Consider the following 5,630-nt stretch of genomic DNA (forward strand, 5'->3'; position numbering starts at 1 on the left):
CTGATTAACCTCCACTTCCACTGTTCCCGTTCTGGCAGCTTCCCAGTAGTCGCTTTTGTTTTCAGGTGTGCCATGACTATTATAGCAAAAGGATTGCTAAGTAGGGAGACACAATTATTTGTAGGATGGGTTAGTGGTAGCGTAACATAATCTGGCGTTGGGTTTCATGCTTCAACCCAACCTACGTTCATCTTATATTTAATTCCACTCACCCACTTACTTGCTTCCAATTAGTCACTGATAACTGATAACTGATAACTGATTAGTTGGTGAACTTCAGGAAAAAAGAAGCATAAAAACGCTTCAAAATACTCGGTTAATGCTTCTTTCCAGGGTTCATCATAATTGGCGGTTGTTTGGTTCATGGCGAGTCGCTGTCAATCAGAAAGTTAGGCGATCCTCTAGATTCATTATTCCCCATAAATATCATCAATGCTACTTGTCGTCACCAAACTTCCCATGAGAGCAACCTACATCTACATCTTAGCTAATGTTTCAACAAAAGTTTGATTCTCTCCCTTTGTCGCGGGTAAACTCACCTCTAACTCCCAACTTCCTCCTAAGGCGGCATTTCCTACCCGTCCGCTGGAAGCCGCTATTTTTGCCCCAGTAATTTGGGACAATTTATTAATAAACTCTGTCCCCGCATCTCCCGCCGCAACCTGACAACCGTAAAGTAGAATACGATTAATCTTTGCCCAATTCTGTAACTGTTGGCGGTAATCGTAAATATTTGTTAAATTGAGTTGACAATTCCCTCAATATAAGCATCCAGGCGCACCATGAGAAACGAGGTGAATGGTGCTAATCTGGGGATTTTGTCGTAAAAAAGCGGAGATTTGTTCGATTCCGTCTTCCTTGGGAGAGAGAATAACCGTGGCGACTCCAGGGATTACCCCAGCTTGGAGACTTTGATAATCGGTAACACCAGCATCGAGGAAAACTACAGTATTTAATTCGGGTGCGGTTAAACCCTGATTTCTCACACTATCCACCTGATTAACTTGACTCAAGCCATTAGATTGAGCAAAATTGAACAAAACATCGTCAATAGCAGAAAGGCTCGGCAACAGGGTAGAAGTCATGACGCTGACTGTAAAGGATGACTTCGACTATTTTGTGCAAACAATCGCCAATTTTTCAAGGGGGATATAACAAAAATTTACAGAAAACGGGTTTCTTTAAGAAACCCGTTTTCTAAATAGTTTCTTTGAGAAACCCATTTTCTCAGTTTCGTGGGTTGTTGCAAGATATGCAATCTGAACGACGTTCATAAATTGTATTTTTATTAGTTTATGGGACACAAACAATTCCTAATCCTGCCATTTGACGAATATGCTCATCAAAAGCGAATACCTTAAATATTTGTAAACGATGAGCCATAACTAAAATAGAACAATCTGTGTAACTCCATTTTTTATCATTGTACTTACAGAAAGCTTCCCATATTGCCAGATCATCGCTATCTGACACATTGATATAACGATGATCTTCTCTTAGTATTTGACCCACTTGAATTGAGGCTCGACTAGATACCTTGCTCCGAATCCAAGTCACAGTTTCATCGAATACCGATTCGAGAATAATCCAATTAAGTACCTAAGCAAAATTAATTACACATATCTAACCACCTCTTGCCTCTTGCCCCTTGCCTCTTGCCTATCTTCACTAGGAAATTAATTTTGCACGACTACTTATTATGAGGATTTTCTAAGTAATATTTTTGAGCGCTTTCGTGATGAGTTTCAGATTTGACAAAAAAGGCAATTAAAGCAGAAGTATCAACAATAATTTCTTTGTCCACAATTTTTAATAAATAATTTCATCGATGTTTTCAGCGTAGTTAGTTACAACTTGACCCCGATTATCTTGTCCGATAATATATTTAGGCTCAGGTTGGACAATTTCTAAACTTCCACAAAGTTCCCAAGTACGAGTCTTGGTAATATCTGGTAATTCAGCTTGAACATAATTTTCCAAAGCTTTGATAACAATCTCTTGAACCGAGGATTTTTGTTCTTGCAAACGAGATATTAATTCGTCGGGAATTTCGATCAATATTTGAGTCATTGATAAACCTTAGAGATTAACGTTGTTTTACTAACATTATAGCCTGTTTGTGAATTATAACCAAGAGACGCAAATGCAATTACCTGAATCAGTTACCAAAAGGCTAACAACTGTTCACTGATTCAGGTGATTCGCCATAAGTCCAGAAAACGGGTTTCTTACCCAGAAAACGGGTTTCTTGAAGAAACCCGTTTTCTAGATATTGATTTTTGCCAAAGACTGCTTAAATTCCGCGAGAGAATTAGCGGTAACTGCTCATTTTAGTAGCTCTTCTAAGATAGTAGGGTTAGTCATTTTAAGGAGTTGACATGATTTTTTCCTGAATAATAGGGTGAAAATTACAAAATTAAGCCCCTAAAGAAGGCACCATCCAGACGGATTGAGTGCCGTCGAGGTCGGTGTCTGGTCCAATCAGTGCCGGGTTGCGGTAGCCCGGCAGGACGGAGACGGCGAAAACCTCCTCCACGCCGCTATTGAACCAAAAAGTTGCCACCAGTTGACCGGTGGACAGGTTGACGATAGCCAACCCGCACCGCAATTGATTACGCCGCTCATCCAGGGGTAAACCGCCAAAAACCGCCGTTTCCCGCACTTGGGACAACCCGACAAAGGCGTGACCTTCCCAACAGTCTAAACCCCGGGTAAAACCGGGCAATTCGGCGATGATTTCCGTGCTGCCAGTTTGGGGATGCCAACGGTTCAAGGTTCCATAACCGGAATTGAGAAAATAGAGATTACCCTGGTAAAGACGGGGAGAATGGGGCATAGCTAAACCCCGCAAAATCACCTCTCCCCTCGGCACATCAATTAAGCATCCGCCCTGGGCCTTATTCTCTCGCCAGAGGCTTTCCTCGTTGGTTTCCCCCAATGCCGTTACATATACGGGAGTGCCGCTATTTTCAGCCATAGCCAAGCCATTGAGGTGGCAGCGGTCTCCGGGGACTAACTCGGTAATAAAGGGCGGTTTCCACTGGGGGAGAAAACTCCAATTTCCTTCGATGGTTGCCAGACAGTTAAATAGGGTATTGACCACCCAAAGGCGATTACTGCCAAAAGCCAAATCATGACCCATAATCGGACCGGTGAGGTGAGAAGAACGAGCTAAAAAGGCGATATCCTGTTCCCCTTCCGGTTTAATCTGGGGGGCAATCTCTCGATTAGCGGGTAAATTCCAAATTGCCTGACGAGCGCCCACAGCAATTCCGGTAGCGGTTCGGGTTAAACCCATTGCTTGGTCAAAATGGGCGAAACTCACCCGTATTTGTCCTTGATAAGTGCCAATGCTGGCCACTCGTCCCGCTTGGTAGGTGGAAATCAACACCGAGAGGTCAAGCTGGTTGAGTAATTCCGGCAGATTGAGGCTGTACTCATAATTGACCGGCACTGCTTGGCGCTGAGATGGACTCGCTGCTGGCTCTTGGGTATCTGAAAACTGGTTAGTGTTAGGCGGTAGGCTGTCCATAGAGTTTTTTTTGCATAGATTAGCATCGATTGTGATAATTGATTATTGTCTATGGTTTGTTGACTAACCTTAGTAAGGTTTGATCCCCCCTTGCCCCCCTTAATAAGGGGGGTGCTGATGGGTTTCAGTGGGTATTAATGGGGTTCATTATAAACAAATTAATCAATATTATTTATAAAGTTTTCTTAACTTTTTTTGTATCAAATTTACTTGAACGGGAGCATTAAATACTTATAATTGAGTTTGAGTAAAAAGCTTTTGCAATTATGGAATTTTGGAATTGACGAAATCTAGCTAAGTAGGTAGGTGTTAAAAGTTGTCAGACACCCCCCTTATCAAGGGGGGATTAAGGGGGGATCGGCACCCCCCTTATTAAGGGGGGATTAAGGGGGGATCGAACCCAAAATCTATCTTCAATTTAACTATAACTACTTACTTAATAATTTAACTTAGGCTTATTCTTTTGGATATAAACTTGATTCTAGAAAAACTATTGGTAATCAGAAAATGCTGACTTCATCGCCTCCCAATCTCTCGCAACTTGCCCTTTTATTTCTCAAAATCGGCATTATCGGTTTTGGTGGTCCGGCTGCCCATATCGCTTTAATGGAGGAAGAAGTGGTTAAGCGTCGCGGTTGGATGACTAAGGAGCGATTTCTCGATTTGGTGGGGGCAACTAATCTGATTCCCGGTCCTAATTCCACGGAAATGGCTATTCATATCGGTTATATTTTTGGTGGTTTAGCGGGTTTAATAATCACGGGGGTTTGTTTTATTACTCCTGCGGTGTTAATTACGGGTTTTCTAGCTTGGATTTATACCACCTACGGGACTTTACCCGATGTGGCTCCGATTTTTGCGGGGATTAAACCGGTAGTAATTGCGGTGATTTTTCAGGCACTCTGGCGCTTAGGCAAAAAGGCACTGAAAACCCGTCAATTACTGTTCATCGGATTGGGAGTTATCGGATTATTAATCTTAGGTTTAAATGAAATTATCGCTTTACTGTTAGGCGGAATTATCGGGATGTTTATCCTAAAAAAATTCGCTACTTTTCCCCTGATTGTGGCAGGAATAGGCGGTGCGACGGCGGTTGCTACTCCTAGCAATATCCCACCGACATTAACAGGATTAGGGCTATTTTTTCTCAAGGTGGGTAGTGTTTTATTTGGTAGTGGTTATGTGTTAGTTGCCTTTTTAGAAGGGGATTTAGTGCAGGGGAGAGGATGGTTAACCCAGCAACAATTATTAGATGCTATTGCTGTGGGTCAATTTACCCCCGGTCCGGTGTTATCCACAGCCACTTTTATCGGTTATCAAATATTAGGAGTATCGGGGGCAATTGTGGCAACTCTAGCGATTTTCTTTCCTTCTTTTATCTTTGTTTTATTACTTAATCCTCTCATTCCTAAACTGAGACAATCTGCTTGGGCAGGGGCTTTTTTAGACGCAATTAATGCTAGTGCAGTGGCTTTAATGGTAGCGGTAATTTTTAATTTAGCTCTAGCTACTTGGTTACAACCCTACGGGAATTTACCTTTTAATTTATTGGCTATCATTCTATCTCTTGTCTCTGGTATTCTTTTACTACGTTTTCAGGTTAATTCTACTTGGTTAATTATTGCTGGTGCGCTCATTGGTTTGCTCTTAAAACAATTAGGTTAGGGGGAAATAAGTAAATGGTTCTAATTAAATAGATTTTGCCTTTTATCCCCCCTTTATCCCTAGGGTTGATTCAAGGTAGGGTTGATTCATGAATCAACCCTACCCTTAATTCCCCCTTAATAAGGGGGGTGCTGATCCCCCCTTGATCCTAGGGCTGTTTCATTCTCCCATCAGAATATCAAAAGTAAAAGCGATCACTGTCTTTGTAAAATGAGAAGTGAACGCGAACTTTTGAAAGATATGTTGAGCTTAATAGAAAAACTAAAACAAGTCAAGGACTTTCGGAAAGATCAAGGAAAAAGACACCCTTTATGGATAGTATTAGTAGTAATAATACTAGGAACAATGCTAGGATACTCAGGTTATAGAGAACTAGGAGAGTTTGCTAAAAATAATCGGCACAGGCTGAGTAAAGAATTTAACATAATTCCAG

Annotated in this window: 5 protein-coding genes and 2 pseudogenes; 2 read left to right on the forward strand and 5 right to left on the reverse strand. The window is 41.6% G+C overall.

Annotated elements, in window-relative coordinates; genetic code table 11:
* Nucleotides 1-230: 230 nt before the first annotated feature.
* The 5 genes and pseudogenes from IM509_RS08655 to IM509_RS08675 form a co-directional block, all read right to left on the reverse strand.
* Nucleotides 231-365 carry a hypothetical protein gene (locus IM509_RS08655; RefSeq protein WP_260441323.1) on the reverse strand — a complete coding sequence of 45 codons (135 nt, stop codon included), beginning with the start codon at nt 363-365 and terminating at the stop codon, nt 231-233.
* 111 nt (nt 366-476) lie between these two features.
* A pseudogene (locus tag IM509_RS08660) lies at nt 477-1,085 on the reverse strand (DUF4347 domain-containing protein).
* A 208-nt stretch (nt 1,086-1,293) separates the two neighbouring features.
* Nucleotides 1,294-1,593 (reverse strand): annotated as a pseudogene (locus IM509_RS08665) (type II toxin-antitoxin system VapC family toxin); the annotation flags it as partial.
* A 216-nt stretch (nt 1,594-1,809) separates the two neighbouring features.
* On the reverse strand, nt 1,810-2,070 hold the full coding sequence (locus IM509_RS08670) for a hypothetical protein (protein WP_002733873.1): 261 nt from the start codon (nt 2,068-2,070) through the stop codon (nt 1,810-1,812).
* Nucleotides 2,071-2,416: 346 nt separating this feature from the next.
* Nucleotides 2,417-3,532, reverse strand: coding sequence for a TIGR03032 family protein (locus tag IM509_RS08675; RefSeq protein ID WP_185237707.1), 1,116 nt, complete (start codon nt 3,530-3,532; stop codon nt 2,417-2,419).
* Between the two features lie 507 nt (nt 3,533-4,039).
* On the opposite strand from IM509_RS08675, the gene chrA reads away from it, so the two are divergent.
* Complete coding sequence (chrA, locus tag IM509_RS08680; RefSeq protein ID WP_052276333.1) at nt 4,040-5,197, forward strand: chromate efflux transporter; 1,158 nt, start codon at nt 4,040-4,042, stop codon at nt 5,195-5,197.
* Between the two features lie 240 nt (nt 5,198-5,437).
* Nucleotides 5,438-5,630 (forward strand): transposase family protein (locus tag IM509_RS08685; RefSeq protein WP_287716804.1); only part of this gene is annotated, 193 nt, incomplete at its 3' end.

The organism is Microcystis sp. M31BS1 (assembly GCF_020245285.1).
Classification (GTDB): Bacteria; Cyanobacteriota; Cyanobacteriia; order Cyanobacteriales; family Microcystaceae; genus Microcystis; species Microcystis panniformis.

Coding starts and splice junctions, on each gene's coding strand:
- IM509_RS08675 (WP_185237707.1), bottom strand. CDS start 3,532: ATGGACAGCCTACCGCCTAACACTAACCAGTTTTCAGATACCCAAGAG.
- chrA (WP_052276333.1), top strand. CDS start 4,040: ATGCTGACTTCATCGCCTCCCAATCTCTCGCAACTTGCCCTTTTATTT.
- IM509_RS08655 (WP_260441323.1), bottom strand. CDS start 365: ATGAACCAAACAACCGCCAATTATGATGAACCCTGGAAAGAAGCATTA.
- IM509_RS08670 (WP_002733873.1), bottom strand. CDS start 2,070: ATGACTCAAATATTGATCGAAATTCCCGACGAATTAATATCTCGTTTG.